Here is a 25,266-nt window from a genome sequence, read left to right on the forward strand (position 1 = left end):
CTTACTACGTTGTAATTAGTAATTCGTCATGATTTCGGTAACCATTTTGTGATTGGACAATTTGATGCAAGTTTCGGTACATGCTTCTCGTTTCTTCCTTTTTAGGACGATTCGTAAACATCTCTATACTACCGATTAATACGAGTAACTCACGAGCTCGGGAAAGGGCTACGTTCAGTCGCCGGTAGTCCTTCGCAAATCCAATATCGCCGTGTTTATGATCGTTGTTACGAACCATGCTTACTAAAATGACGTCCATTTCCATACCTTGGAATTTATCGACTGAACCTGTACGAATATGTAAATGAGGAATGTTCAACTCATGTTCAATGAGTCGGTTAATCCGCTTTACTTGTTCAGCATAAAAACTAATTACCCCTACAGATTTTAATTCATCTTGGGCTATTAATCCTTCCGATTTAGCTTTTGCAGTCGCTTCATTTAGTTCAAGCAACATAGTACGAACAACTTCTAATTCAGCTTCATTATATAGACTTGAACCTTCCTTCATCCGTTCTTCAAAATACGGATGTCTATTCGGAATATCAATCCATAGTAAATGATCCGTTCGTTTTATAGATGGACCTTCTAATTTATGATCCCGTAATACATCTGAATCAGATAGCCCGCATTTCAATGAATCATTGCCATTTTTATAAAATGGAGCGATTGTTTGCATAATATTTTCATGCATCCGGTATTGAATGGCTAACATTTTTTTATTCGTTGCAGGCAAGTTTTTATATAGACGTTCGAATAAAGACTCCTCTAGTAATTTTTCTAATTCTCGTTTTTCCTCAAAGGTGTCGCTTTCTTTTAAAACCGTTTCTAATGTTTCTTCAAATGTATCATCCCCAATTAGTGGTGGTAACTGGTGATGATCGCCTACTAGAATCACCTTTTTCCCTTTTAACATCGGTAACAATAATTCTGGCGGAGTTGCTTTTGATACTTCATCGATAATCACAACATCGAAAATCGGATAATTGTCCATAAACTCTTTGTTGGCAGAAGCAACACATGTTGTACCAATGACATTTGCATGTTTAACATAAAGTTTTCGTATTTCATCTAAGTCATGTTCCGTAGCTTGCTCTAATAATGTTTTCCATTGAAGCTGCATTTTTTGAGCAATCGGAAGCATCTCAATTTTCTTATGGACTTTATCAATTTCTACCGTAATTGACTCCATTTTGGATTTTGTTTTTTCCAGTTCAAGTTCCGGATGTTGTTTTGTCAATTGTTCAAGTTGTTCATATTTCTTTTCAAGCTGTAATCCCTTCGAGTTTAGTTCTTTTAACTGGGAAATAAATTGTTTTAATAATGTTTGGCCACTTGTCATTTCCTTTTGAACACTTTCTAATTCCTGTTGTTTTTTTGATAACTGTTCTTCAAGAATGGATGTTTTTTCTTTGTTTTCCAATAATATTTGCATTTCATTTTCCAATGCTTCACAAATCGTATGAATTTCCTCGATAGAAGGGATAATGTCATCCTCTTGAATGATAGACTCGAAAGTGTTTAGTTGTTCTTTATACTTCTCTTGAGATTGTAATAAGTTTTGTTCTTTTGCTTTTAAAAGGTTTAAAGAAGATTGATCTGCTCCTTCCCTTTGCTTAAGCTGATCACATACTTCTTCTTTTATTTTACTAAAAACTAGAAGGGACTCATCTACAAGTGCTCTATAACGAAGAACTAACTGATTTAAATATTGCTTTCTTAAATAGAGGCCTTGGATTGATCGGGCTCCATTTTCTCTCGTTATTTTCTTTTGGGCAAAAGCATAGCTCAATTTCGTTAAAAACTCCTCGATTTCTTGTAAGGAGTAATGATGATTATTTGGTAAAGGATTCATCTGTCCTTCAATACCGAGGGATGTTTTACTATATTCAATTGCCTTATCTAAACGGATTGTAATTTCCTTTAAAGATTTAAAAGGTAAAAGTTGTTCATGAATTTTATCCAGGTCATGAAACAGTTGATTTAATACATATCCACGGTGAATGTTTTGATCTTCAATGAAAGATTCAATTTCATGTATTTTTTTCATCGATTCAACGGATTCGATAATGGAATTAATCGTATCGGAACTGCTTTCAATACCTTCCAATTCCTTCTGAACATTTGCAAGCTGCAACTCTATTTCCATGAGTTGTTGGGTTACTTGAATATATTCTAGAAGTTGCTTACTTTTTTTCAATTTTTCTTGCGCTTCAAACAGTTGTTCATCAATCGATTCGTTTGTTCCAATGGTAACTAATGAATGATTTAGTTCATTGATCTTTTCTGAAATGCGTTCATTGGAAGCGCTAAGCTTTTCCAATGCTTGTTCAGTCTTTTCTCGTTCTTTTTTCAGAGGGATAATTTGTTTCTTCAGCTGACCGATTTCTTCTGTTACAATTTTAAGCTCTTTTTCAGCAGCTTCCTTTTTTGCGATATCCTCTTGTAATTGACTCTCTTTTTGCTTTAAAGATTCAATTTCCTTCTCGTATTGGGTAATATCATTCTTCAATTGCTTTTCTTTTAGTTGGTGATCTTCAATTTCCTTCGTAATAGCTTCGTAAGTTTGCTTTTTCCAATAATCAGCAACATTTTCTTCTATAAATTTTTTACCGTCTTCTTCAATACTTTCAGTACGGCCATAGCGTAAAATACGGATATCCTTATTGTTTAATAATCGACTAAGGGCATTATCAACAGCTAGATTCGACTGAGATGCAATTAACGTTTTTAAACCAGCCTTTGCGTTTTGATAGCAAATTTCTGAAATAACCGTCGTCTTCCCTGTTCCTGGAGGACCTTGAATAACATATAAGTCTTCGGCTGACATTGCTCCACTAACGGCTTCTCGTTGATATTCATTTAAAGGATTATGGAATTCTAATGAAATATCTTTTTTACGTTCCGCGATTTTCGGAGTATCTTCAAATAAAATATTTTCGAGATTTGGATTGGCGGCTAATCCTTCCTTTAAATGTTCAAATCCTTTTAAAAGTCGGTTCAATTGGGATTTCGTTGAAGCATTACTAAATGTAATGTATTCACTTGTAAAGTCAAAGTCATTAGTGCGGGCAAGTTTAGCAACTTTTGCGTTTAATTCAATATCAATCGTCCTCGATTGTTGGTGAACTTTTATAACTTCTCCAATTTCTCTAGGATAACCTTTGACATATGCACTTAAGCCTTTTAGTTGTTTCCATTGTTTATCGTCAATGCCGTTACATCGTATCGTTACTTTCGAAAAGTCTTGACTATATTGAAGGGAATGAAAGGTAGCGTCAATATCATCAATAGAAGCATTTTTATATAAAACCTTTAAGTACCCTTCCCAACTGGAAATTCGTTTATTTACATAATCAAACCGTTCTTGAGCAACGGGAAGTTCTGCAATTGTCGAAATAAATTTATCGGAGTATGTATGACCGCTAATACGGGATGGCACAAAATGAATGCGCATTTTTTGTCTTCGATTCGTTTTAACCGGTGTATTTCTTCCCCGTGTTCTAAAACTTTTTGCAACGAGCCCATTTTTTAAGTCAAAGGCACAGTCGATGATAACTACACGATCACCAAATTTTTTTGTTAATTTTTCGTTCCGTTTATTATCAAAAAAGAAAGTTAAATTTAATGTCGTCTGTTCCACTGATTGTTTTTCAATATATACGTCGAAGCCATGCTGCAATTTAAAGAAGGCGTGTTCATCCTGGAAATGTTGTTTCAAAGCTTCTCTGGCAGTATTCGTTAACAAAATAAAACATTTAATTGTCTCCATTGCTCCCATTTGTTGTACCATGAACACACCTCCTTTCAGTCTTTCTTTTTTTGCTCATAAAGATTATTATATCAACATTCAAGGAATCGTGGTAGACGGACAAAAATAATTTGAAATTTGGTAAAAATAAAACAGACTAGCTTTTGGCTAGCCTGATCTTTTCCATTTAATTATTTACTTTGGCAATTTCTAAATATTTGGCATCCCACTCTGGGTCTACTTTACTTAATGGATAAGGTCTAAAACTATCTTTTTTCACTAATGTATGAAGTGAAGTAGCCGTTGCAGCAACAGAACCGTCTTCATGCAAAATTTCATAGCCATAAATCGTTTTTAATTTTGAATGGGACTCAACCCATGTACGAACCGTTGCAACTTGTCCATAACGCATTGCTTTTTTATATTGAATGGATAAATCTAATACAGGAGATATGTATCCTTGTTCTTCAAGTCCGGCATAATTAAAGCCAATATCATTTACTAATTGGGTACGTCCGATTTCCATCCAAACTAAATAATTTGCATGGTATACAACACCCATCTGATCTGTTTCTGCATACCGTATTTCAATTTGTTTTTCACTTACAAACATTTCTTTCACCTCAAATTTATTATAACGTATTTCCTTCTATTTTTAACAATAATAACAGTTGGCACATTGGGTGATAATAATGTTGAAATATAGTGAAAGAACATTTTCCTTTATAGCAATTGCTTGGCATTTATGGTAGCATAAAACTCTATACAAATGAAGGACGTGAAATGACTTTGATTAAAATTGAATTACCAAAACCGAATGTTGTCATTTATCAACGACAACAACAATTAAAGGAAGGGGACGTGCCGATTACACCTTACCATGGCTTTATTGATTTTCACAAAATTACCCGTGATAAAGGCGGAATTTTCTTCTTTTACAATAAAGAAAACGAGTTATTATTTGTAGGAAAAGCACGTAAAATTCGTCAACGCATTAAGAAACATTTTGAAGATAACGTTTCTCCGATGAAAAATCATCGGGATGAAATTTATAAAATTGAAGTATATGAAATCGAAGATCCAATGGAACGGGAAATTTATGAAACATATGCGATAAATACTTTACGTGCAAAATATAACGTAGAGAAAGTGTTTTATTAATAAAAGAAGCTGATTGGGAAACTCACCAATCAGCTTCTTTTTAGTTGAATTCTAGCATTTCAGCAATTTGTTTAAAATCTTCTAATACGAAATCTTTATTTTTTATTACATCGTTAAACCATGGATCAATTGGTTTTTTAAATTGTTCCTCTGGTTGTTCTTCATGATGGAGAACAAAAACTAAGTAATCAATCATTTTTGTGCGTTCTTCATAAAATTTAGTACGTTGGTGGAAATCTTTATTTATTTCCACATTAAACATTTTTCCTAAACGAATAATTCCTGCGTTTACATGTTGTTCAGCGTATAATGATGAACCTACAATAGCAAGCTTTTGATTAAAGGATAACGGCATTTGTTTAAAATAAGTCTTCATTAATTCTTCTGTTTGGTGTGCGATTAACTGAAGTTGGATTTTTTGTGCAGCTGTTAAAGTATGGGTTTCTTCAAATACTGGTAAAATCGTATAGGCTTCATCTAAAAGTGCCTTTACATTATCATACCGCTCTTGCTCATATGTTTCCCCTACTCTTCGATAAATGGTTTCAGCAACGAATAATCGCTGTAAATAACCTGTTAGTAAAATCATACCGTTATATTGTGTTGTTACCTTATTTGTCATATGAAATGACCCCTTTCGTTTTTGTTTTGGTCATTTCGTAAAGAAAGTCCCTTATATCATCATGTATGACATTACCATAGAAAGATAGACAACGTCATTTAAAAGCTTTTCTAAATATCCGTTGAGGTTAATTTTGTCTTATGCTGGGTTAATAAACTTACGACGATAAATACAATGAAGGATGCTAGCACAGGAATTGTTACACTGTGCATCCCAAAAATGTTCGGAAATTCACGCGTAATATAAATATAAAGAAAAAGACCTGTAATCATTGAAGAGATAACGCCATATTTATTCGCTTTTTTCCAATATAGTCCGAACACGACAGACCATAAAAAGGCAGATTCTAAACCGCCAAAGGCAAAAAGATTCAACGTGATTAAAAATTCAGGTGGCTTTAATGCAAAGAAAACGACTGCTAGTCCAATTACGGTTGTGACGAGAAAGCTTCTATTTTTAATTTGTTTATCTGATGCCTTCGGATTAATGAAATTAAGGTAAATATCCTTCACCACCGTTGAGCTTACAAGAATCAACAAAGCATTTACCGTCGACATTATTGCTGCCATCGGTGCTGCTAACACAATACCAGCTAAAACGGGATGAAGTACTTCTAGTGTCAATATTGGCATGACTGTGTCTGCCACTTCAATTCCTGGTACGACAGGTCGAGCAAGTACGCCGATTAAATGCATACCGAACATAATTGTTCCAATACCAATTGTTCCGATTAAAATGGCTAGATGCAAGCTTTTGGAATCTTTATAGCTCATTGCACGAACAGCGATTTGAGGTAGGCCAATTACTCCTAATCCGATTAAAATCCAAAAGGTTGAAACATATAAAGGAGTTAGAGAACCATCAGAACCAAAGGGTGATAACATTTCAGGATCCTCTGTTACAAGGGAGTTCATAATATTATCCAATCCCCCACCTGCCATGATCGTCCCAATTAATAAAATAACCGTTCCAATAATCATTACCGTTCCTTGCATTGCATCTGTTAAGGCAACAGCACGAAATCCACCAATAATAACATAGACAAGTACTGTCACAGCAAATATGAGTAAAGCGGCGGTATAATTAAGTCCCGTTAATGATTCAATTAATCGTGCTCCCCCTACCCATTGGGCAGTCATGGATGCAAAGAGGAAAACAATGATGCTAATAGCTGAAATAAAAATAACAATATTACTTTCATATCGTTTTTTTAAGAAGTCAATTAATGTAATGGCTTCATAACGTCTAGAAATAATGGCAAATTTCTTTCCTAAAATCATCAAAACAAAATAGCCTGCTGGAAGTTGAGCCATCGAAAGAAGAACCCAACCGAGTCCTAAATTATATGAAACCCCTGGTCCACCGATAAAACTTGATGCACTACCGTAAGTAGCCATCATCGTCATCGCAAGTAGGAATCCTCCCATCTCACGACCACCTAAGAAATATTCCTGTAAGAAAGAATTAGAAGTACGAACTTGTTTATTGGCCCAAAAACCGATAATAAAAATTATTGCTAAAAAGAGCAGGAGCGGAATAATTACTTGCCAATGAATCATTGATCTCCCTCCCAATCTTCAAAGGGTACATCTTTGAAAAATACTTTCATTGTAAACCAAATGAGAATAATCATAAAAATAGATCCAGCTATACAGCTAAAGAAAAACCAAGTGGGAAAACCTAAAATATATTGATATTCTGTTGGATCACCGGAACCTAATCCATATGCACATCCAAACCAAATAGCAAAGTTAATTATTACAAGCGCTACTCCAATTAACGCCTCGCGATTTGCAATTTGAAAACGCTTATCTTGCAACATCATTCATCCTTTCATCAAAAAAACTTGGATACTTTTCTATCATACTTTGTCATTTATGGAAATGGAAGATTTTAATGAGCCATTTTTCTTGTATAGTTCATCATCTAATTATTCAAAATATGAAGGAAAGAGAAATAAAACGTTTTACTAGGGGGAAATTGTTTTTTTACGCAAACATATTTTGTTATAATAATAGAGTATTCACACGTTATTGTGTGTTAATTAGGATGGAGGATTTACGTTATGAAAAAACTTTCTGCAATTTTAATGGCCTTTGCTTTAGCTTTCTCAAGTGTAGGAACTGTTATGCTTGTTGATGATGTTCAAACAGTTGAAGCAAAATCGTACAAGTCTGGTAAAAAAAGCTACAATAATAATACTGGTACAACGAATAATTTCCAAGATAATAATACAGGGACAAACTCTACTGTAAATAAATCAACTTCTACTACAAACAAATCAACTAGTACTACTACGAAAGGTGGCTTTACTAGCGGTGGTCTTATGAAAGGATTATTCGTTGGTGGGTTAGCTGGATTATTGTTTGGTAGCCTTTTCTCTGATATGGGATTGATCGGGAACATTTTAGGATTTGCGATCAATGCAGCGGCCATTCTTTTGATTGTTTTCATTTGTATGAAAATATATCAAATGATGAAACGTAAAAAAGATAAAGAGGTAACGGACAGTTGGAAAAGATAACATTATCTGAACAAGAAGTAATCAACGCTCTTTGCTATTTCCACGCAAAATTTAAGCATGTTCAACCGACAGATGTGGAAGTTGAATTAATGTATGATGATGCGGCTGGTTTTACTGCTGAAGCTTATGTGAATGGGCAAATGGATTTCTATAATACTGTGAATTTTATTACGGCTATTCGACTTTATCTTGATGAACAATTACACCGTGATTCGATTGCCGCTCGAATTATGTTAGATCTTCATGATGAAGAAGGAATCATTGCGCATATTGAATGGTAAAAAATTAGAGGTGTCCTAGTAGACACCTCTTTTTTAATAATCTAATTCGGTTTTATCTAATGTAACGGTTTTTCTAACGTTCGTATTGCGATCTTTTAAATGATAATATTTAATATTCCCATTGATTAATTCTACGAAAAATTCGATTTCTGCATGTTTATATACGGGCCACTTTGCTAATGCTAGCAATCCTTGAGGTGGAGGAATTTGTTCTAAACAATCCAATATGTTCGGATTGTTAAAGTTTAAATAAAAATAACGCCCATCTCGAAACTTCGCAAGAATGCTATATCTATTATTCATAATTCCTCCCTCTTATTTTTCGTTATAAAATAATATATTTTATTTCTTTTATTTTATTAACAGTAAGTATCCTTTTCAATAAAAATTTCTATCGAATGTAAATTGAATTTTTCATTCCCTATTATATAAAAGAGTTTTAATTATAATAAAAAAACCGATAAGTTCAAATGGAACTTATCGGTTTCTATTTAAAGTCAATTATTGAGCTGCTTTATTACGAAGTACCATTTGTAAGATACCACCATGACGGTAGTAGTCTACTTCTACTTCTGAGTCGAAACGAGCTAGAGCTTTAAATTCTTTAACCGTTCCATCTTCAGCTTTTGCAGTTACTGTTAAAATATCACGTGGTTTAACATCATCTGTAATATTAACAGAAATTTCTTCTTTACCAGTTAAGCCTAAAGTTTCTGCGCTTTCGCCAGGTAAGAATTGAAGTGGTAAAACACCCATCATTACAAGGTTTGAACGGTGAATACGTTCGTAGCTTTGTGCGATAACTGTTTTAATACCTAGTAAGAATGTACCTTTTGCTGCCCAGTCACGAGAAGAACCCATACCATAATCGTTACCAGCTAAAACAACTAAACCAGTACCTTGTTCTTGGTATTTCATTGCTGCATCATAAATGTACTCAACTTCTCCAGTTGGCCAGTAAGTAGTGAATCCACCTTCTGTACCAGGAGCGATTTGGTTACGGATACGGATGTTTGCGAATGTACCACGCATCATTACTTCATGGTTACCACGACGAGAACCATAAGAGTTGAAGTCGCGGATTGCTACGCCATTTTCTTGTAGGTATTTACCTGCAGGCGTATCTTTACCAATTGCACCAGCTGGTGAAATGTGGTCAGTTGTAATAGAGTCACCAAACTTAGCGATTACACGTAAACCATCAAGGCCTTTGATTGGCTCTGGAGTTTTAGATAATCCTTGGAAGAATGGTGGGTTTTGAATGTAAGTTGATTTTTCATCAAATGTGTATAAAGACTCAGTTGATGTTTCAATTGCATTCCATTTTTCGTTGCTATCGAATACTTTTGCATATTCTTTTTGGAATAATTCACGAGTAACAACTTTGTTTAAAACTTCATTTACTTCTTCAGTTGAAGGCCAGATGTCAGCGAAGAATACATCGTTACCATCTTTGTCTTTACCTAAAGAATCTTTTTGTAAATCGATATCTACAGTACCTGCTAAAGCATAAGCAACAACAAGTGGTGGTGAAGCTAAATAGTTAGCTTTTACTAATGGGTGTACACGACCTTCGAAGTTACGGTTACCAGAAAGTACTGAAGTTACGAATAGATCTTTGTCTTTAATTGCTTCTTCGATTTCAGGTAATAACGGACCTGAGTTACCGATACATGTTGTACAACCATAACCAACTGTGTTGAATCCGATTTGGTCTAGGTAGCTTTGTAAACCTGATTCTTCTAAATAGCCAGTTACAACTTTAGAACCTGGTGCTAAAGAAGTTTTAACCCATTTTGGTGGTTGAATACCTTTTTCAACTGCTTTTTTCGCAACTAAACCAGCAGCTAAAAGAACGTATGGGTTAGATGTATTTGTACAAGAAGTGATTGCAGCGATTGCTACAGCACCAGTTGGCATTTCTACATCGCCATCAGCAAATTTAATTGTTGATGTTTTAGAGAATTCATCTTCAGTTAAACCGAAACCTTGTACGCCCATTGGAGCAGTAACTGCTTCATGGTAACGAGCTTTCATTTCTGAAAGAGGAATTAAATCTTGTGGACGTTTTGGACCAGAAAGGTTTGGTTCAATTTCGTCTAATTTAATTTCTAATACATCAGTGTAAACTGGTTCTAATGATGGATCAAAGAACATGTTGTTCGCTTTTAAGTAGCTTTCTACAACTTGGATATGCTCTTCGTCACGACCAGTTAAACGCATATAGTTTAATGATTCTTCGTCAATTGCGAAGTAACCACATGTTGCACCGTATTCAGGAGCCATGTTCGAAATTGTAGCACGGTCAGCTAATGGTAATTTAGATACACCAGGACCGAAGAATTCTACAAATTTGTTAACTACGCCGCGTTGACGTAAAACTTGAGTTACTTTTAATGCTAAGTCAGTCGCAGTAGCACCGTTTGGAAGTTCACCAGTTAATTTTACACCGATAACTTCTGGAATTGGGAAGTAAGAAGGTTGTCCAAGCATACCTGCTTCAGCTTCAATACCACCTACACCCCATCCAAGAACACCGATACCGTTGATCATTGTTGTATGAGAGTCAGTACCTACTACTGAATCTGGGAAAGTTTCAAAAGTTCCATCTTCGTTCTCTTTAACGTGAACGACTGGAGCTAAATATTCTAAGTTTACTTGGTGCACGATACCAGTTGCTGGTGGTACAGCACGGAAGTTATCGTATGCAGTTTGAGCCCATTTTAAGAAGTTGTAACGTTCTGCGTTACGTTCGAACTCAAGATCCATGTTCGCTTGTAATGCTGAAGCATTACCGTATTTGTCAACTTGTACTGAGTGGTCAATTACAAGGTCAACAGGAATAGCTGGGTTAATTTTATTTGGATCTCCACCTAATTCTTTCATAGCTGAACGTAAAGAGGCTAAGTCAACTACTACTGGAACACCTGTGAAGTCTTGTAATACTACACGTGATGGTTTGAATGGTACTTCCGCTTCCGGATTAGCACCCTCAGCCCATTTAGCTAATTCGTCTACATGTTCTTCTTTAATTACGTAGCCATCATATTGGCGTAATACAGATTCTAATAATACTTTAATTGAGTATGGAAGGCGTGATACTTTTGCGATACCAGCTTCTTCGATTGCAGCTAAACGGTAGAAGTTATACTTTTTACCATTTACTTCGAATGAAGAACGGCTGTTGTGTAAATTGCTTGCCATTTTTTACTCCCCCTAATTAATATTGAAAAGGCTTGCAAAGCTTTTCTCCAGTAATTATCATAAACGATTCTTATACATAAGTAAATTACATTAATTTTATCTTTTGTGATAAGTTATTTTTATGACCTAGTAATTTACTTTGCGAAAATCATTATAACTTACTTTGTCAAAATAGAAAAGAGCATCGTATCGATGCCCTTTTAATAGAAATAAAATTATATAGACAACTCATTTAATACGGAGTCATTTTCCCCTAATACTTTTATTGTAAAACTTTTAGCGTTATCAATTTCCTCTAAATCTATGTACCAAATAGCGTATCCTTCTACATTATAGGTGGATAGTATGTCATCAGATAAAAAATCTAATTGAATAAGTTTAGCATGCTTATTATTTACTGAAATTTGGATATTCCCTTTTGGTTTTATTAAACCAAATAAAATTTTACTATCGGAATGGGCTGACGTAATTGCATTTTCCGTCAATGCATTCGGTAGTTTTGAATAGGTCCCTTCTCCTGCGCTCCATCCTTTAAAGTTTTTTTCCACATAACCAGTTCCAAAATATTGCCCATTTGATAAGAAGAAATAGCGTTGTTCCTTGTCACTTTTTGGTCCTTCAATCCATTCATAGTTAGCATCGGTAGGAAGAGCTTCCTCTGGGGTATCTTTTCCATCCCCAGTGAACGCGGTTAAAGAAATGTTGAAAATAAAGGCAAGTACAATGACTAACCCAGCAAATAATAGAATTCTTGTTAATCGATTTCGCATTCTTTTCACCTCGATTATCTTTTGAAAATCGTTATTGTTTCATCCATTTTCCAATAAATAATGATACTACCCCTTTTAGCTCAGGCAATTTTTGAGAAAATTTTAATGTGAAGTATAAAGTTTTCATAAAATGTAATGTATTTGTACGTGCAGCGAAATATTGTGGCGTATAGCCTACTTCCATTAAATAAAATTGTAGTTTATCAAATACTTGTTCTACCCATTCGATTAAAATTTCTTCTGGATACCCTTTTGCCATTAGTTTTTCAACAATCGTGACGAGGCGTTCATCCTCATCATCAACATAGACTGAATCTTTCCATAAGCTGTTTTTAATTCCTTGTAAAAGAATTGGCGCAAAACGCATTTCAAATAATGGATGGGCAACAATGGAAGTAGCTAGATCAGCTCCATGGGCAATAGCATGAGCCCAACCTTTTTCGTGAACGAATCCCCGTACATCGTTTTCTTTCGATAAATAGTGGACGGCTTCCTCTAAAATTCCTTTGGCTTCCTCATCGGATAAAAAGCGAATTTGGGAATCAACATTTAATAATCCACATAACCATAAAGCAGAAAAGGATCTGGTGAATACTAGGTCGCTATCCCGTTCTCCTATAGAAGCATATAAAAAATCAGCTCCTTTAAGTGTCTCAGTCAAATGCTTCATTTGTGTAGTAGTTAATAAGTTGTCTGCAAGTAATTCTATAAATAATCGATAATTTAATTTATCCCTTAATTCATCTTCAGGGTAACCGATGTTATTTAACATATTTTCGATGAGTATATCGCCCTGTTCATTCATATACTGCTGTCTTTCGGTATGGTTCATATCGAGTATTTTAATCAACGTTTCTTTCAAAATGAATATCCTCCTTAGCCAGATGAGCACAATTGTATTTATTGTAAACTTCTAAAAGCTATTTGGCAAAAATGATAAATAGTCTTCATTAGATGATTAAATGTATGGTTTCGAATATTGAGATGTTTATCCCAAATTTTTCAAATTGTTGTAAGAAAACGATTAAGATTAGGAATTTTTAGTGAAAATAGGAGTATTGATTGTTTATGAGGAGGAAATACCCTGATGGTTTTTAAGCGATTATTTTCTTTATTATCAAAAGTAAAAACGATACAACATACAATCCAACATTCGAAAGCCGGTAATTTTGTACAACTAAAACCGAAACTGTATAGAGAATCCATTCATTTTAATAAAAACATGGTTTTAGCAGGAGATATGTATGAGGAAACGATGATTGAAGGATTTATTATCGTACCGAAAAATATTTCAGTAACTTTGCAAAATCTAACGATATCCCCTACCGCACAAATGTATGTAGAAGGTGAAGTTGTACTTCAAAATTGTCGATTTGTCGGTGGGAAAAGCAATGTACATGTAACAATTGATGGCGGAAAAATAAACGCTTATAACTGCCATTTCGAACAAGCGAAGGAGATGGCAGTTTCAATACTAAATGGCAGTAAAGCGATATTTGAGAATTGTACGTTTGTTCAAAATGAGAAAGTTCACATATTAGCTGAATCCTCACAAGCTTGTATTGAAAAATGTGAATTCTCCCATGGGAAACATGGCATATGGATAAAAAATGGCTCCCTTATTCAAACGAGAAATGTCCATTTACATCATCATACAAACACACAAATTATCGTAGAAGATGCAAAATATATCGATCATGAAAGTTTAATCGAATCTGGTGATGGTATAGGATTACAACTATTACATGAGGGGGATGCGTCCCTTCAAACGACGGTTTTTCAATACAATGGCAAAACTCAAATTTCTGTTCAAAAGGGTTATTTAACTGCAAGATATTGCTCGGTATTACAAGGAGATTTAGCAGGAATAGCGGTTGCTCAACACGGTGAAGTACAAACTTATCATTGTGTCATTGCTCAAAACAAAAAGGCAAATGTTATCGTTTCGAAAAATTCAAAGATGAATATCGAATGTTGCCATATCCATAGTGGAGAAAGTACGGGTTTGCAAATACTTGATGAATCGATTGTTAACCTATTTGAATCGAAACTAAATGGACATCGTTCTGCGCAAATTTCTATTTCCAATAAATCGATTTGTTCGATGAAACAATGTGTTGTAAAAGAAGGATATCATGTTGGAATTTGTATTGAAGATAAAGGGAATTGTACAATTGTTGATAGTGAAATTACCCATAATGCCAACTCGGCAATTACGATTTTCAAATCGGAGTTAACGATTATTAAATCGATCTTATCCGATAACATTGGAAATGGCATATTAGCAATGTCCCATTCTAAAGTAGAAGTAGATTTATGCAAGTTTTTTGACAATGAAATGCCCCATATCGCTTGTAAATCCCATGTGAAAATCGAGTTACTTCAAAGTCAGCTTTATAATGGGAAAAGTTTATTTATTGTGAATGAATGTGAATTAACTGCTACTCAATGTCAATTTTATGATAGTCATAATGTACAAATAGAAATTTGTGATCTATCTACGGGACGCTTCGAGCAATGTCAAATTTATAATGGTAAATCTTACGGATTGAAAGTGTTAAGAAATTCTAGTCTTTATTTATTAGATAGCCAAATTTTCCATCATGAATTGGCACAAATTGTTGTCAATGATAGTTCGGTAATTATGAAAAATAGTGAAATGTTTGATGGGAATCGTAATGCGTTAATTATTCAAAATCATAGCGAAGTCTATATTCAAGATTGTTTTATTTCAAAACACGTGCAACATCAATTGTGGATTGATTTTGAATCGACTGTGGAACTAAAAAGTGTACAAATTATGGACGGTGCTCATTCTGATATTTTTGCTCAAAATCAATCTTCGGTGTATGTTTCCGATAGCATAATCCGGAATAATAAATCCCGCTTTAATGTGCAAGCGGTTAATTTTTCAAAAATTGAATTAATCAAAACCGTCGTTGAAAATAGCTATGGCGATGTTTATTATAGTGAAAATAATAGTTTTATTAAGCAATTAGACTTTTGATTTTGAAGCTAGAAAATAGAGAGAATTATCCCGATATAGGTTAAATGTTCTAAATGAAGCAATTTTAGTTTTCGAAAAGGATTTTGTGTGAGAAAATAGTTTTTTGGAAAGGAAGATCGAAAACTATGAGAACATTAGAAAAAATTACCCCAAAGTTCGATCCTTGGGAAGCTTATTTAGATGTGGAACAATACGGGAAATTAACACTCTCTAACATAGAATTTACAACGACAACTTTATGTAATATGAGATGCGCTCATTGCGCAGTTGGCTATACACTTCAAACGAAAGACCCGGAAGCCCTTCCGATAGATTTAATAATGAAACGTTTAGATGAAATTCCCCATTTAAGAACGTTAAGTATTACAGGTGGAGAACCAATGTTAAGTAGAAAATCGGTTAAAAATTATGTTAAGCCGATTTTACAATATGCCCACGAACGTGGTATTCGTACTCAAATGAACTCTAACTTAACGATTGATGGTGAAAGATATTTAGAGATTGCTCCTTACTTAGATGTATTGCATATTTCCCATAACTGGGGAACGATTGAAGAGTTTGCGGAGACTGGTTTTGCCATGATGGAAAGAAAACCGACTTTTGAACAGCGGGCCGGTCTTTTCGAAAGAATGATTGAAAACTCTCGTATGCTTGCAGAACAAGGAGTAATGGTATCGGCCGAAACAATGTTAAATAAAAAAACGATTCCTTATATCGAACATATTCATCATCAAATTGTTCATGAAATGAAATGTGCTCGTCATGAAGTGCATCCAATGTACCCTTCAGATTTTGCATCAAGTTTAACTTCCCTTACTTTAGATGAAACTCGGGAAGCTATTCATAAAATATTAGATATTCGTGATGAAAATACGTGGATGTTATTTGGAACTCTTCCCTTTTATCCGTGTAGTCAAAATGAAGAAGATCAAAAATTACTTCAACGATTACGTGAGGCAAAAAATGTAACGTTACGTAATGATCCAGATGGTCGATCCCGTTTAAACGTTAATATTTTTACAGGCGATGTAATTGTAACCGATTTTGGGGATACACCAGCCCTTGGTAATATTCAAAAGGATTCTTTACCAAATGTTTTTGACAAATGGTTAGCAACCGATTTAGCCCAATCATTAAATTGTCACTGCCCTGCTGTCAAATGCCTAGGACCAAACGTATTAGTTAAAAATATGTATTATAAAGATGCTGAATTTATTAGTGGTTCAGTAAAATAATGAAAAAGGTTAAGTAAAGTTGTGGACTCCACTTCCCTACTTAACCTTTTTTAATGTTGAATTTTTTTATATGCTTCTACGATGAATGTTTTATAAATCGAACTAGTAAAATTCATGACCCCATGATAAGCGTATAAAATTTCCCGTTTTGCCGATTCCTTCTCCCCTAATTCTAAAAAACAAAGGGCCCTTACTGCAAAGTTTCTATACATTATCGCTAAATCAATTGGATGATGAGTAAAAGATGGTATTGATAAATCTTCACTTGTTTGAAGCGCTTCATTATAAAGTCCTTGCGCCCAATAGGCATAGGCTTGTTCCATTCGGTAAAACGTAAAAATATGCTCGTCCACTTTTGTACCATACGAGCTTTTTTTCAAATGCTCATTTAAACTAGGAACCTTTTCGTAATCCTTATCAATCATATTCATATAGTGGGCTTGGCAAAATACGAGTGTATTATGTGCGAACTCATTCTCTGTAAAATCAGCATGTTGTTTAAGCTTTGTTAAATAATAGGCGCTTTTTTCCTCATCCCCTTGTTGAATGGCTAAGACGAATGAATAACGATAAAAATCATCTAATCGATAATAGATTCGATTTTCGTGGGCGATATTTAAAGCGATATTCAGATGCTTTTGAGAGTTTTCAGGATCGTCAATAGCACCATAAAGGACTGTTAATATATAATGCATATCTAAAATAGATAATTTATCAATTAAATGTTCGTATGGTTTTGTTCTTTTTTCAGCTTCTTGTATCCACTTTAAAGCATGTTCATAGTCATTTTTATTGAAATAAAATCCTGATAAAAAAGAATAACAACTAATGACTTGACTATATGCATGAATTTTTTCGTAAAAAGAAATGATGTGAGACATTGAGATCGTCTCTTTTTGATAGTTCAAAACAGTATTTAATCGAATGTATAGATCCAATAATCTTATTTCTTCATAGTTTTTCCCGTGTAATTTCTCTCTTACCGAAAGAATCCTTTGAAGTAAAGAATTCATAACGTCTTTTTCTCTCAATTCAAATGGAGAAAAGATATTGTTATACTCCTTCTCAATTTCAAATAGTAAAGTGCGAAGTTCCTCTAGATGATCTTCGTCGAGTAGAGATGAAACTTCTACTCCGATTCTTTCAGCAATATATCGTAAACTTTCCATTGAAGGCTGTGCTTTCCCATTTTCGATTAAACTCAACATACCTTTTGTTAATCGTTCTCCAGCTACTTCTGCTAAAGTCATTTTCTTTTCTTTTCTAAATTTTTTAATACGTTCACCTAAAGAATTAATTCCAACCACCCCATTTCCATCTATTGTATCAATTAACAATTCAATCGGAAATATTTTAGTTTTATTAAACAAATTTTAAACGTCACTCGTATTATATGTAATGAAAGTTAAATTAAATTAAACTTTATTATTGCGAATTCCCAATGTTTCGCTTATCATTAGTTTAATTAAATTGAACTTTTAAGTTGAGGGGGTTGTTATTATGGTTGAAATTGTAAAAAAGAGGCGTGCAACATATCATTTATACACGTTTTTGTTTAGTAAAATGATTTCTGCTCTTGGAGCTAATGTTTATTCCTTTGGAATTAGTATGTACATTTTATCGATTACCGGTTCTGCATTAAGTTTTGCTGCGAATTTAATTTTTTCCATTATTCCTCGAGTTATTTTGTCACCGATTGCGGGAATTCTAGCTGATCGAATTCCGAAAAAAGTAATGGTTCTTGTAGGTCAAGGTGGTACCGTATTAACAATTAGTGGCTTACTTCTATATAGTTTACTGTTTGATATTTCCATAGTGGCCATTTATATTACAACGTTTTTTTATACAATTTGTAGCACATTCTCAGGTATTGCCTTTTCCGCATCAATCGCCAACTTAGTCGATGAAGAGAGAATCCAAAAAGCGATGTCCTTCAATCAATTATCGATTTCCGTTTCGGGAATCGGTGGACCAATTGTCGGTGGGATGCTGTTCGGATTTGTTTCAATGGAATGGTTTTTATTCATTAATATCCTTTCATATATTATAGCCTTTTCATTAGAAGCAACAATGAATTTTAAACTTTATACAAATCAGCTAGAAGAACCAACCTCCATTGAAGAATCAATGTTGCAAAGTTTTAAAGAAGGATTTACCTACTTAAAAACAAAACCAGTTATTTTAAGAATTCTTATTGTAAGTCTTTGGTTAAATTTGTTTTTGTCCTCTGTAAGTGTTGGAATTAACTTTATTTTAGTTGAAATCTTAAAGGTGGAATATTCACTTATTGGATTCATTGAAGCTGCTGCAGCCATTGGGATGTTGTTTATTTCTCTTTATTTTGCAGCAAGGACAAATGTAAAATACCCTCTTCAGTTTTCAAAACGTGCCCTTTTTATGCTAGGGATATTAGTAGGTGTAATGACTATTCCATTAATTTTCCATTTTTCATCAAGTGCAATATTTATTTATTTTTTAGCTGTCATGTTCTCCTTTGGTTGTTTAACCGTATTAACGAATACACCAATTATGGTCATGATGCAAAAGGATGTAGATGAAAGTTATAGAGGGAGAATCTTTGGAATACTTGAAATGATGGCGATGGGATTAATGCCAATTGGTTCATTAATTTTTGGTATTCTCTATGATGTACTTCCCGCTCAAATTATTTTACTATTTTGTAGTGCATCATTAATTATTATCACACTTGTTGCTATTCCAAGGTCTTTAATCATGAGCATATATCCAAATTTAAAAAAGAATACAAGCGAGCTAGAACAGCCACTATTTAAAAATACGTAAAATAAAAATCGATAAAATCAGGAATGTCTGATTTTATCGATTTCTTCAGTTAAAATACGATTCTTTTTTCTTCGTAAGCCTTAATATGCTCTTCGTATTGGAAAGTTAAAGAAATTTCATCCCAACCATTTAGTAGCATTTGTTTATAGTATGGATCAATTGAAAAGGAATAAATGGATCCATCTTCCCCTTTAACAGTTTGTTCTTCTAAATTTACTTCCACATTATACGGACTTTGCATACCTTTTGCTAAAATTTCATCGCACGCTGCTTCCGTTAATTTTATTGGTAATATCCCATTTTTAAAACAGTTGTTGTGGAATATATCAGCAAAACTTGGGGCAATGACTACCCGGAAACCGTAATCTAAAATGGCCCATGGTGCATGTTCCCGGGAAGATCCGCAACCGAAATTATCTTGTGCAACTAAAATTTGCGAACCTTTATATTCAGGTTTATTTAAAACAAAATCTGATATTTCGTTACCTTGTTCATCAAATCGCCAATGATAGAACAAATAGCGACCGAAACCAGTTCGTTCGATACGTTTTAAAAACTCTTTTGAAATAATTTGGTCAGTATCGACGTTTTTGCGATCCAATGGTGTTATAACACTTTTTACTTGATTAATAGGTTCCATTGCTTTTCACTCCTCGGGTTAAACTTCTTGCTTTACATATTTACGAACATCTACGAAGTGACCTTCGATAGCAGCTGCAGCAGCCATAGCCGGACTAACTAAATGTGTTCGTGCACCTGCCCCTTGACGTCCTTCAAAGTTTCGGTTTGAAGTGGATGCACAACGTTCTCCTGAAGGGATGATGTCTTCATTCATACCAAGACAAGCGGAACAACCAGATTCACGCCATTCGAAACCAGCTTCGATGAAAATTTTATCTAACCCTTCAGCCTCTGCTAATAATTTTGTTGAATGGGATCCTGGAACGACAATTCCTCGAACACCTGGGTGAATTGTTTTTCCTTCTACAATACTAGCTGCCGTTCGTAAGTCTGATAGACGGGAGTTTGTACATGAACCGATAAATACGTGTTGTATTTCAATAGAAGAAATTGGTTGACCTTCTTCTAATCCCATATAAGCTAGTGCTTTTTGTAGAGCAGCTTTATCCGATTCTGTTTCGAAATCTTCGATAGTTGGAACGTTTTTTGTAATGCCAGTTCCCATAGACGGATTAGTTCCCCAAGTGACGATTGGTTCGATTTCATCGGCATCGATTTCCAATACAACATCATAGGAACAATCGGAATCTGACGCTAAACTTAACCAATATTCGGCAGCTTTTTCGAACTGCTCACCCTTTGGAGCAAAACGGCGTCCACGCAAATATTCCACTGTTTTTTCGTCTGGTGAAATAAGACCCGCTTTCGCTCCAGCTTCAATTGACATATTACAAATCGTCATTCGTTCTTCCATTGATAGACTACGGATAGCTTCACCTGTATATTCTACGATATGGCCAGTTCCGACACCAATTCCCCATTTGGCAATAATGGCTAATATTATATCTTTTGCGGCTACCCCAATTCCAAGTTTTCCGTTCACACGAATTTCCATAGTTGGCGGTTTAGATTGCCATAATGTTTGGGTAGATAGAACGTGTTCCACTTCAGAAGTTCCAATTCCGAAGGCTAATGCACCAAACGCACCATGAGTAGATGTATGGGAATCCCCACATACAATTGTTTTTCCCGGTTGAGTTAATCCAAGTTCTGGTCCAATCACATGGACGATTCCTTGGTCAGGATGTCCAATATTTGCAAGTTGAATGCCGAATTCCTTTGCATTTTCTGCTAAAGTAGTAATTTGTTTTTTTGCAATAGGATCGTTAATAATCGGTAAGTTCTTCGTCGGAACATTATGGTCCATAGTGGCAAAACAAAGATCAGGACGTCGAACTTTTCTTCCTGCTAAACGTAATCCTTCAAAGGCTTGAGGAGAAGTCACTTCATGAATTAAATGAAGATCGATGTATAGTAAATCTGGTTTACCGGATTCTTTATAAACTACATGGGATTCCCATATTTTTTCAATAATATTTTTTGCCATTATCTTCACCAATCCTTTAAATATAAGATTCCATAATACAGTCGATAACGAAATTCGAATCAATTTTGGCGATTACTTTATCTGTCCATTCATCTGTTGTTAAGAAGTGTTCATTATTTTTTACTAAATCGGCAGTATAATAACCATCATTAAATACGTCATTAACTGCTTTTTCAATTTCTTCTGCTTCTACTGTCATACCGAATGAATAGCGAAGCATCATAGCGACAGAAAGAATGGCTGCTGCTGGATTAGCAATTCCTTCACCAGCAATTTCTGGAGCAGATCCATGGACAGGTTCATACAGACCGAAATGATCGCTACGAATAGATGCAGAAGGTAGTACACCAAGGGATCCCGTAATTACTGAAGATTCATCGCTTAAAATATCGCCAAACATATTGTCTGTTACGACTACATCATAGTGACCAGGATTTGTAATAAGCTTCATGGCTACTGAGTCGACTAAGTTATGTTCTACCGTGACATCTGGGTATTGTTCCTTTTTCTCTTCAACGATTTGGCGCCATAATCTTGATGTTTCAAGTACATTTGCTTTATCTACAGAACATAATCTTCCTTTTCGAAGTTTTGCCAGTTCGAATGCCTTATCAACAATCCGTTCAATTTCATGGCGAGAATAGATGTTTAAATCCGTTGCTTCTTCTTCCGTTCGATGTTTCTCACCAAAATAAATACCGCCAGTTAATTCACGAACAATCATTAAATCTACATTTTCTGCCACTTCCCTTTTTAAAGGGGAAGCATTTAACAAACTCGGAAATGCTTTTACAGGACGTAAATTGGCAAATAAGTCGAACGTTTTTCGGATAGTAAGTAATCCTTTTTCCGGTCTCAATTCAGCAGGGTTGTTATCCCACTTCGGACCACCAACAGCTCCTAAAAGAATCGCATCACTTTCTTTACACATTTCAATCGTTTTTTCTGGTAGAGGATTATGAAACTGATCAATGGCTGCACCACCTATTGCTGCATAACCTAATTGAAAGTCATGATTGTACCGTTTCCCAATTACTTTTAGTACACGTACAGCAGCAGCAATCACTTCGGGACCAATGCCATCCCCAGGAAGTACTGTAATTTTCTTTTCCATTTGAACACACCTCTCTTTTGTTTATTCCCTTTAGGTAGAAAGAGTTTAAAGAAATGCCATCAAACGTATAACATTTGATGGCGTTTCTCCCGATGATAATATCAAAACAAATTTATACTTCGGCAGTTTGCTTTGAAAACACATTTGCTTGAATTAAATGACGGTTAATAGCGTTTAAATAAGCTTTTGCAGCTGCTTCAAGAACATCTTGTGAAGCGTCGCGACCGGTTGTTGTAAATCCGTTGTATCGTAAATTAACAACAGCTTCTCCTAATGCATCGCGTCCTTTGCCTACGGATTTCACTCGGAAATCTAGTATGTTTATCGTTGCTTCAACTAATTGTTCTAATGTATTGAAAATGGCTTCTACTGATCCTGCTCCCGTAGCAGCTAATGTTTTTAACTCCCCGCTAGGAGTAAGGACAGAAGCAGTCGCTGTTGGAATATTCTCTGTTCCATAAGATACTTGAACGGATTTTAATTCAAATAATGGTACATCTTCCATTGAAACTTGTTGTTCTGTTAGAAGTGTTATTAAATCTTCTTCCGTAATTTCTTTTTTCCGATCAGCTAATTTTTTGAACTCTTGGAATGCTTTATTTAATTTTTCATCGGATAAGTCAAAGCCCATTTTTACAGCTCGATCGCGGAATGCCGCACGACCAGAATGTTTTCCTAATACTAAAGGAACTTCACCTTCACCGATAAGAGCTGGTGAAATAATTTCGTACGTTTCTTTATGTTTCAGTACGCCATCTTGATGAATCCCAGATTCGTGGGCAAAGGCATTTTTCCCTACTACTGCTTTATTGGGTTGAATAACAACGCCTGTTAAGCGGCTAACTAACTGGGATGTTCTTTTTATCTCTTTTAAGTTTAAACCTGTTTCAACTTGATAAAGATCTTTACGGATATGCATTGCAACACCAATTTCTTCTAATGAAGCATTACCGGCACGCTCACCGATCCCATTAATTGTACATTCTACTTGATCTACGCCATTTTGAATGGCAGCAATAGAGTTAGCGACCGCCATACCTAAATCATCATGACAATGGGCAGAGAATTTTACTTTATCTGCTCCGCGCACATTTTCACGTAAAAATTTGAAAAGCTCACCATATTCTTGAGGAGACGCGTATCCAACTGTATCTGGAACGTTAATTGTAGTTGCTCCAACCTCAATAACTTTTTCAATAATACGCACAAGGAAATCGCGATCAGAGCGGAATCCATCTTCAGCAGACCATTGTACGAGGGAGAAATATTTTTTTGCATATTTGACTGCTTCAACAGCTTGCTCAATGACTTGTTCTTCGGATTTCTTTAATTTATATTCCATATGAATTGGACTTGTTGCTAAAAATACATGAATATGGGGTTGCTCAGCTACTTTAATCGCTTCCCAAGTGGCATCAATATCACTTTGGATACAACGGGCAAGGCCTGTTACAATAGAATTTTTAACGGTGCTAGCTATGCGATTTACTGCTTCGAAATCTCCAGGACTTGAAGCAGGAAAACCTGCTTCAATGATTGTTGTGCCTAGACGCTCTAACTGTTTTGCAATTTCAATTTTTTCTGCTGTATTCAGATTAATCCCAGCGGACTGTTCACCGTCTCGAAGAGTTGTATCAAAAATATCGATTTTACGCATTACTTCACCACCACTTTTTTCTTTCCTTCATTAATGAAAGGCATCATCTCACGTAATTTGGATCCTACTTGTTCAATTTGATGTTGTGCGCCAGCTTTTTTATATTCGTTGTAGCGTGGACGATTCGTTTCATTTTCTTTAATCCAATCCTTCGCAAATGTGCCATCTTGGATGTCCGCTAAAACTTCTTTCATTCGAGCTTTTACGGATTCATCGATAATACGTGGTCCGGAAACGTAATCACCCCATTCAGCAGTATCTGAAACGGAATATCGCATTGTTTCCATACCACCTTCGTACATTAAATCAACGATTAATTTTAGTTCATGCAGAGTTTCAAAGTAAGCAAGTTCTGGTTGATATCCTGCTTCTACTAACGTTTCAAAGCCGTATTTCACTAATTGAGTAGTACCTCCACAAAGTACAGCCTGTTCTCCGAATAAATCTGTTTCCGTTTCTTCTTTAAATGTTGTTTCTAACATTCCTGCACGCGCAGCACCGATTCCTTTGCCGTAAGCTAATGCTAAGCTTCGTGCTTCTCCTGTTGCATCTTGATAAATAGCAAACAATGCAGGAACACCAGCACCTTGGACATAAGTACGACGAACTAAGTGACCAGGTCCTTTTGGTGCTACTAAAAATACGTCGACATCTGCTGGAGGTACAATTTGACCGAAATTGATGTTGAATCCATGGGCGAACATTAATGCATTTCCTGGCTCAAGATTCGGAGCAATTTCTTCTTCATAGACTTGTTTTTGTCTTTCATCTGGTAATAAGATTTGAATAATATCAGCTTCTCGTGCAGCTTCTGCTACTGTTTTTACTTCTAACCCATCTTCCTTTGCTTGATCGAATGATTTACCTGGACGTACACCAACTACTACATTAAAACCAGAGTCTTTTAAATTTTGAGCATGTGCATGACCTTGTGAACCATAACCGATAATGGCGATTTTCTTTTCTTTTAATACAGCCTCGTTAATTTCGTTTTGGTAATACATTTTTGTCATTTTCATTTCCTCCTAATAGTCAATTTTATTTGAATTTAGTAGCTCAACCATAAGTAA

21 protein-coding genes are annotated in these 25,266 nt (G+C 35.1%); 6 read left to right on the forward strand and 15 right to left on the reverse strand.

What is annotated here, in order from left to right:
• Nucleotides 1-4: 4 nt before the first annotated feature.
• Both ACH0B5_RS04270 and ACH0B5_RS04275 read right to left on the reverse strand, forming a co-directional pair.
• Entirely contained in the window at nt 5-3,793 is a 3,789-nt protein-coding gene (locus ACH0B5_RS04270) for a DEAD/DEAH box helicase (protein WP_406927446.1), read from the reverse strand.
• 145 nt (nt 3,794-3,938) lie between these two features.
• Nucleotides 3,939-4,364 carry an acyl-CoA thioesterase gene (locus ACH0B5_RS04275; protein ID WP_406927447.1) on the reverse strand — a complete coding sequence of 142 codons (426 nt, stop codon included), beginning with the start codon at nt 4,362-4,364 and terminating at the stop codon, nt 3,939-3,941.
• 176 nt (nt 4,365-4,540) lie between these two features.
• Between ACH0B5_RS04275 and ACH0B5_RS04280 the strand changes: the two genes are divergently transcribed.
• Nucleotides 4,541-4,912 carry a nucleotide excision repair endonuclease gene (locus ACH0B5_RS04280; RefSeq protein WP_122971230.1) on the forward strand — a complete coding sequence of 124 codons (372 nt, stop codon included), beginning with the start codon at nt 4,541-4,543 and terminating at the stop codon, nt 4,910-4,912.
• A gap of 40 nt (nt 4,913-4,952) precedes the next feature.
• Here the strand turns inward: ACH0B5_RS04280 and ACH0B5_RS04285 are convergent, their stop codons facing one another.
• The 3 genes from ACH0B5_RS04285 to ACH0B5_RS04295 form a co-directional block, all read right to left on the reverse strand.
• Nucleotides 4,953-5,534, reverse strand: coding sequence for a hypothetical protein (locus tag ACH0B5_RS04285; protein WP_406927448.1), 582 nt, complete (start codon nt 5,532-5,534; stop codon nt 4,953-4,955).
• 110 nt (nt 5,535-5,644) lie between these two features.
• Nucleotides 5,645-7,090: a sodium/pantothenate symporter gene (gene panF, locus ACH0B5_RS04290; RefSeq protein WP_341362962.1), complete on the reverse strand. Its 1,446-nt coding sequence runs from the start codon at nt 7,088-7,090 to the stop codon at nt 5,645-5,647.
• Nucleotides 7,090-7,353 carry a YhdT family protein gene (locus ACH0B5_RS04295; protein ID WP_406927449.1) on the reverse strand — a complete coding sequence of 88 codons (264 nt, stop codon included), beginning with the start codon at nt 7,351-7,353 and terminating at the stop codon, nt 7,090-7,092. The genes panF and ACH0B5_RS04295 overlap by 1 nt, the downstream gene beginning before the upstream one ends.
• Before the next feature lie 246 nt (nt 7,354-7,599).
• Between ACH0B5_RS04295 and ACH0B5_RS04300 the strand changes: the two genes are divergently transcribed.
• Both ACH0B5_RS04300 and ACH0B5_RS04305 read left to right on the forward strand, forming a co-directional pair.
• On the forward strand, nt 7,600-8,058 hold the full coding sequence (locus ACH0B5_RS04300; protein ID WP_122971160.1) for a hypothetical protein: 459 nt from the start codon (nt 7,600-7,602) through the stop codon (nt 8,056-8,058).
• Entirely contained in the window at nt 8,046-8,339 is a 294-nt protein-coding gene (locus ACH0B5_RS04305) for a YxcD family protein (RefSeq protein ID WP_122971159.1), read from the forward strand. The genes ACH0B5_RS04300 and ACH0B5_RS04305 overlap by 13 nt, the downstream gene beginning before the upstream one ends.
• Nucleotides 8,340-8,372: 33 nt before the next feature.
• Here the strand turns inward: ACH0B5_RS04305 and ACH0B5_RS04310 are convergent, their stop codons facing one another.
• The 4 genes from ACH0B5_RS04310 to ACH0B5_RS04325 all read right to left on the reverse strand — a co-directional run bounded on the left by ACH0B5_RS04310 (nt 8,373) and on the right by ACH0B5_RS04325 (nt 13,175).
• The gene (locus tag ACH0B5_RS04310) at nt 8,373-8,642 is read right to left on the reverse strand and encodes a hypothetical protein (protein ID WP_122971158.1); all 270 of its coding nucleotides are present in this window, start codon (nt 8,640-8,642) and stop codon (nt 8,373-8,375) included.
• A gap of 198 nt (nt 8,643-8,840) precedes the next feature.
• Complete coding sequence (gene acnA, locus ACH0B5_RS04315) at nt 8,841-11,543, reverse strand: aconitate hydratase AcnA (protein WP_122970651.1); 2,703 nt, start codon at nt 11,541-11,543, stop codon at nt 8,841-8,843.
• Nucleotides 11,544-11,758: 215 nt separating this feature from the next.
• Nucleotides 11,759-12,313, reverse strand: a complete 555-nt coding sequence (locus tag ACH0B5_RS04320) for a hypothetical protein (protein ID WP_406927450.1) — start codon at nt 12,311-12,313, stop codon at nt 11,759-11,761.
• A 31-nt stretch (nt 12,314-12,344) separates the two neighbouring features.
• Nucleotides 12,345-13,175 (reverse strand): DUF2785 domain-containing protein, encoded by an 831-nt coding sequence (locus ACH0B5_RS04325; RefSeq protein WP_406927451.1) that lies wholly within the window; start codon nt 13,173-13,175, stop codon nt 12,345-12,347.
• 225 nt (nt 13,176-13,400) lie between these two features.
• Here ACH0B5_RS04325 and ACH0B5_RS04330 point away from each other — a divergent pair, with 225 nt between their 5' ends.
• Nucleotides 13,401-15,320, forward strand: coding sequence for a right-handed parallel beta-helix repeat-containing protein (locus ACH0B5_RS04330; protein ID WP_406927452.1), 1,920 nt, complete (start codon nt 13,401-13,403; stop codon nt 15,318-15,320).
• A 125-nt stretch (nt 15,321-15,445) separates the two neighbouring features.
• Complete coding sequence (gene yfkAB, locus ACH0B5_RS04335) at nt 15,446-16,555, forward strand: radical SAM/CxCxxxxC motif protein YfkAB (protein ID WP_341362116.1); 1,110 nt, start codon at nt 15,446-15,448, stop codon at nt 16,553-16,555.
• Nucleotides 16,556-16,605: 50 nt separating this feature from the next.
• On the opposite strand, the gene ACH0B5_RS04340 is transcribed toward yfkAB, so the two are convergent.
• Nucleotides 16,606-17,862, reverse strand: a complete 1,257-nt coding sequence (locus ACH0B5_RS04340) for a helix-turn-helix domain-containing protein (protein WP_406927453.1) — start codon at nt 17,860-17,862, stop codon at nt 16,606-16,608.
• Between the two features lie 193 nt (nt 17,863-18,055).
• Between ACH0B5_RS04340 and ACH0B5_RS04345 the strand changes: the two genes are divergently transcribed.
• On the forward strand, nt 18,056-19,357 hold the full coding sequence (locus ACH0B5_RS04345; protein WP_341362118.1) for an MFS transporter: 1,302 nt from the start codon (nt 18,056-18,058) through the stop codon (nt 19,355-19,357).
• Between the two features lie 49 nt (nt 19,358-19,406).
• On the opposite strand, the gene leuD is transcribed toward ACH0B5_RS04345, so the two are convergent.
• The 5 genes from leuD to ilvC form a co-directional block, all read right to left on the reverse strand.
• Nucleotides 19,407-19,997, reverse strand: a complete 591-nt coding sequence (gene leuD / locus ACH0B5_RS04350) for a 3-isopropylmalate dehydratase small subunit (RefSeq protein WP_122970644.1) — start codon at nt 19,995-19,997, stop codon at nt 19,407-19,409.
• 18 nt (nt 19,998-20,015) lie between these two features.
• Nucleotides 20,016-21,425 carry a 3-isopropylmalate dehydratase large subunit gene (gene leuC, locus ACH0B5_RS04355; RefSeq protein WP_341362119.1) on the reverse strand — a complete coding sequence of 470 codons (1,410 nt, stop codon included), beginning with the start codon at nt 21,423-21,425 and terminating at the stop codon, nt 20,016-20,018.
• A 16-nt stretch (nt 21,426-21,441) separates the two neighbouring features.
• Entirely contained in the window at nt 21,442-22,539 is a 1,098-nt protein-coding gene (leuB, locus tag ACH0B5_RS04360) for a 3-isopropylmalate dehydrogenase (RefSeq protein ID WP_341362120.1), read from the reverse strand.
• 112 nt (nt 22,540-22,651) lie between these two features.
• Nucleotides 22,652-24,196, reverse strand: coding sequence for a 2-isopropylmalate synthase (locus tag ACH0B5_RS04365; protein ID WP_406927454.1), 1,545 nt, complete (start codon nt 24,194-24,196; stop codon nt 22,652-22,654).
• Entirely contained in the window at nt 24,196-25,209 is a 1,014-nt protein-coding gene (gene ilvC, locus ACH0B5_RS04370; RefSeq protein ID WP_406927455.1) for a ketol-acid reductoisomerase, read from the reverse strand. The genes ACH0B5_RS04365 and ilvC overlap by 1 nt, the downstream gene beginning before the upstream one ends.
• Nucleotides 25,210-25,266 lie beyond the last annotated feature (57 nt).

Origin of the sequence: Ureibacillus sp. 179-F W5.1 NHS, from assembly GCF_045369345.1 — a bacterium.
GTDB lineage: Bacteria > Bacillota > Bacilli > Bacillales_A > Planococcaceae > Ureibacillus > Ureibacillus halotolerans.

What these genes read in the sequence shown, in the direction of transcription:
- ACH0B5_RS04270 (WP_406927446.1), bottom strand. Translation starts at nt 3,793, where the DNA reads ATGGTACAACAAATGGGAGCAATGGAGACAATTAAATGTTTTATTTTG.
- ACH0B5_RS04275 (WP_406927447.1), bottom strand. Translation starts at nt 4,364, where the DNA reads ATGTTTGTAAGTGAAAAACAAATTGAAATACGGTATGCAGAAACAGAT.
- ACH0B5_RS04285 (WP_406927448.1), bottom strand. Translation starts at nt 5,534, where the DNA reads ATGACAAATAAGGTAACAACACAATATAACGGTATGATTTTACTAACA.
- ACH0B5_RS04300 (WP_122971160.1), top strand. Translation starts at nt 7,600, where the DNA reads ATGAAAAAACTTTCTGCAATTTTAATGGCCTTTGCTTTAGCTTTCTCA.
- ACH0B5_RS04310 (WP_122971158.1), bottom strand. Translation starts at nt 8,642, where the DNA reads ATGAATAATAGATATAGCATTCTTGCGAAGTTTCGAGATGGGCGTTAT.
- acnA (WP_122970651.1), bottom strand. Translation starts at nt 11,543, where the DNA reads ATGGCAAGCAATTTACACAACAGCCGTTCTTCATTCGAAGTAAATGGT.
- ACH0B5_RS04320 (WP_406927450.1), bottom strand. Translation starts at nt 12,313, where the DNA reads ATGCGAAATCGATTAACAAGAATTCTATTATTTGCTGGGTTAGTCATT.
- ACH0B5_RS04330 (WP_406927452.1), top strand. Translation starts at nt 13,401, where the DNA reads ATGGTTTTTAAGCGATTATTTTCTTTATTATCAAAAGTAAAAACGATA.
- yfkAB (WP_341362116.1), top strand. Translation starts at nt 15,446, where the DNA reads ATGAGAACATTAGAAAAAATTACCCCAAAGTTCGATCCTTGGGAAGCT.
- ACH0B5_RS04345 (WP_341362118.1), top strand. Translation starts at nt 18,056, where the DNA reads ATGGTTGAAATTGTAAAAAAGAGGCGTGCAACATATCATTTATACACG.
- leuD (WP_122970644.1), bottom strand. Translation starts at nt 19,997, where the DNA reads ATGGAACCTATTAATCAAGTAAAAAGTGTTATAACACCATTGGATCGC.
- leuC (WP_341362119.1), bottom strand. Translation starts at nt 21,425, where the DNA reads ATGGCAAAAAATATTATTGAAAAAATATGGGAATCCCATGTAGTTTAT.
- leuB (WP_341362120.1), bottom strand. Translation starts at nt 22,539, where the DNA reads ATGGAAAAGAAAATTACAGTACTTCCTGGGGATGGCATTGGTCCCGAA.
- ACH0B5_RS04365 (WP_406927454.1), bottom strand. Translation starts at nt 24,196, where the DNA reads ATGCGTAAAATCGATATTTTTGATACAACTCTTCGAGACGGTGAACAG.
- ilvC (WP_406927455.1), bottom strand. Translation starts at nt 25,209, where the DNA reads ATGACAAAAATGTATTACCAAAACGAAATTAACGAGGCTGTATTAAAA.